Consider the following 2,689-nt stretch of genomic DNA (forward strand, 5'->3'; position numbering starts at 1 on the left):
TCTCTCCTTCCTCTTGAATACCTGTACCCTATTTTAAATTAAAAGGCTGTAGCTCTGCTGCACGTTCCGCGAGAACACTCCAGGGATCCCTGCTTCGAGAGACCAGCCAAGCTTTACTGGGACAGGCTCATCCTTTCAATGGCAATGGGGGCGCTGATTTTGCTGATTGCTGTGAGAGTTTTGTCGAGTTTGCAGTCCCTGTGCTTGCCCGTCCAAGGAAAAGGCAAAGCTGATCCAAGTTCATGCTCTGATTCCAGAACTTTGTAGAACCCCTCAGTCGAGGTGTTTCGAAGGCGCAGAAACAGAGAACTTTGTAAAACTCTATCCTCTCTAGGAGCCATGACGACGACACTTTCTTCTCCGGCAAAGCCCTCGACAACCAAGTTCGACTTTGCCAAGTATCGAGATCAGATCCTCCCTCCCGTGGTTGGCATTGTGGGATTTTTGTTGATTTGGCAACTTTTGTCCGGCGCCAACCTGATTCGGCTGCCGGGGCCCTGGGATGTGTGGATGGATGAGCGCAGCCGCTACCTAATCCTGCATCCTCTGTACCGCAATAGCGACCTCGACCAAGGGCTGCTGCGCCAAACTTTGGCCAGCCTGCAAAGGGTGGTCATCGGCTACTGCAGTGCCGCTTTGGTGGGCATTGCCCTAGGGATCTTGGTGGGCAGCAGCATGTGGATCAACCGCGCTTTGGATCCCATCTTCCAGTTTTTGCGCATGGTGGCTCCCTTGGCTTGGGTGCCCATCTCCTTGGCTGCTTTGCAGCGCAATGAGCCGGCTGCTTTGTTTGTTATTTTCATCACCTCTATCTGGCCCATTTTGATCAACACGGCGGTGGGGGTGAGGCAGATCCCGGAAGACTACATCAACGTTTCTAGAGTGCTGAGGCTTTCTAAAGTTGACTTCTTTTTTAAGGTGCTGCTGCCCTCTGCTTTGCCCTACATGTTCACAGGTTTGCGGGTTGGCATTGGCCTATCCTGGCTGGCGATTATTGCTGCAGAAATTGTCATGTCCGGCGTGCCAGGGATCGGCTTTTTCATCTGGGATGCCTACCAGCAGAACTACGTGACTGAGATCATCGTTGCTGTCATCTACATCGGAGCGGTGGGATTGCTTTTGGATCGACTGGTGGCTGCCCTGCAAAGCAAAATAGCCAATCGCTAGCCTCGTTTGCAGATCTTTTCACTGCATGTCCATCCAATTGAGTTGGGATCCCTCTTACATTGTCTTTGAGTGTTAGCCCCAATCAGCTCTTCAAAAAGAGTAGAACTGAGGTCTGGGATCCGAGTTGCTGAGCAATATCTACAGGTGGGAAGGTCTTCTGTGTCTGTATTGGTCAGTGTAGAGCAAGTGGAAAAAGCGTTTGGTCTGCCTGGAGGCCAAGAATATCTAGCCCTCAAAGGGATCGATCTCCAAATTCACCGCGGGGAGTTTGTCTCCTTAATCGGCCACTCCGGCTGCGGCAAGTCCACCCTACTGAACATGGTGGCGGGGTTGTCTCTGCCTACCGGAGGGATCGTGGCTTTGGATGGACACAACATCACCGTTCCCGGCCCGGATCGCATGGTGGTGTTTCAGCATTACTCGCTTTTGCCTTGGCTAACGGTTCGACAAAACATTGCCCTGGCGGTAGACGCTGTGCTGAAAAACTACTCCCCGGCAGAGCGTCAGCAGATTGTCGAAGAACATATCGATCTGGTCGGCTTGCGGCAGGCGGCGGATAAGTTCCCGGCTCAACTGTCAGGGGGCATGAAGCAGCGGGTAGCCATCGCTCGCGCTTTGGCTGTGAGGCCCAAGGTGTTGTTGTTGGACGAGCCCTTTGGCGCTTTGGATGCCCTCACGCGCGGGAATTTGCAGGAGCAGTTGATGCGCATCTGCGAAGAACACCAGATGACCACCCTCATGGTCACCCACGACGTGGACGAAGCCGTCCTGCTCTCGGATCGGGTGGTGATGCTGACCAACGGGCCGGGATCCCGAATTGGCAACATTTTAACCATCGATATTCCCCGCCCCCGCCGCCGGTTGGAGGTAGTCAATCACCCCAGCTACTACAGCTATCGCAGCGAGATCATCTACTTTTTGAACCAGCAAAAACGGATCAAACAGTGGCGGGCCCGCCGCAGCACCGTGGTGGCCAGGCACGGTTTAGAAAAGATCAACTTGGAGATCGGCTTTGTGCCCCTGACCGCCTGCGCCCCGTTGGCGGTGGCCAAAGAAAAGGGGTTTTTTGCCAAACACGGCCTGGAAGAAGTCAATCTGGTGCGGGAAACCAGTTGGCGAGGGATCCAAGACGGCATCCAGGGAGGTTACTTGGATGCGGCCCAAATGCCCGCCGGCATGCCGGTGTGGATGTCTCTGGGCGGCGGGGACAACCCACCCCAGCCGGTGGTGACTGCCCTCACCTTGACCCGCAACGGCAATGCCATTACCCTGCACAGGCGCTTCTACGAGCAAGGGATCCACACCCTCAGCCAGTTGAAGGCTTACATCCTGGATAGCCCCAGCCGTCGGCTGACCTTTGGGGTGGTGCATCCCAGCTCCATGCACAATTTGCTGTTGCGCTATTGGCTGGCAGCCGGTGGGATCCACCCGGATCATGACGTGGTGCTGAAAACGCTGCCCCCGGCTCAGATGGTGGCCAACCTAACAGCCGGCAACATCGATGGCTACTGTGTGGGAGAGC

At 55.2% G+C, this 2,689-nt stretch carries 2 protein-coding genes; both read left to right on the forward strand.

The window, feature by feature from the left end; translation table 11 throughout:
• Nucleotides 1-339: 339 nt before the first annotated feature.
• Nucleotides 340-1,167, forward strand: a complete 828-nt coding sequence (ntrB, locus tag NW846_RS12455; protein ID WP_414516179.1) for a nitrate ABC transporter permease — start codon at nucleotides 340-342, stop codon at nucleotides 1,165-1,167.
• 159 nt (nucleotides 1,168-1,326) lie between these two features.
• Nucleotides 1,327-2,689 (forward strand): nitrate ABC transporter ATP-binding protein (locus tag NW846_RS12460; RefSeq protein WP_414516181.1); only part of this gene is annotated, 1,363 nt, incomplete at its 3' end.

The sequence above is a fragment of the Synechococcus sp. W60.3 genome (assembly GCF_047502615.1).
GTDB lineage: Bacteria > Cyanobacteriota > Cyanobacteriia > Thermostichales > Thermostichaceae > Thermostichus.